At 59.0% G+C, this 339-nt stretch carries 1 protein-coding gene; it reads left to right on the top strand.

Translation table 11 applies throughout. The features are described 5' to 3' along the window. The coding region (locus tag Q0852_RS23755; protein ID WP_299022926.1) for an Ig-like domain-containing protein at window positions 1-339 on the top strand (339 nt) is incomplete at both ends.

Raw genomic sequence — 339 nt, 5'->3', positions numbered from 1 at the left:
CAGCGCAGCGGCGACTATTGATGTTGCAGGAGGCGTGTTCACCGACAGCGCCGGGAATACCAACACCGCGGCGACCCGGCTCAGTATCAGCCTCGATACCGTACTGCCGGGGATCAGCATCGGCAGCGACACGCCGAGCCTCAAGGCGGGTGAAACCGCTGCCTTAACCTTCACCCTGAGCGAATCCAGTTCAGACTTTGCGGAAAGTGATATTACCGTGGTGGGTGGTTCACTGAACGGCTTTAGTGGTAGTGGCACCACGTATACTGCGACGTTTACCCCGGACAGTGATCGCAGCGCAGCGGCGACTATTGATGTTGCAGGAGGCGTGTTCACCGA

The sequence above is a fragment of the uncultured Photobacterium sp. genome (assembly GCF_947502415.1).
GTDB lineage: Bacteria > Pseudomonadota > Gammaproteobacteria > Enterobacterales > Vibrionaceae > Photobacterium.
The sequence above is the reverse complement of the archived record's forward strand: the minus strand, read 5'-3'. Positions and strand labels throughout refer to the sequence as shown.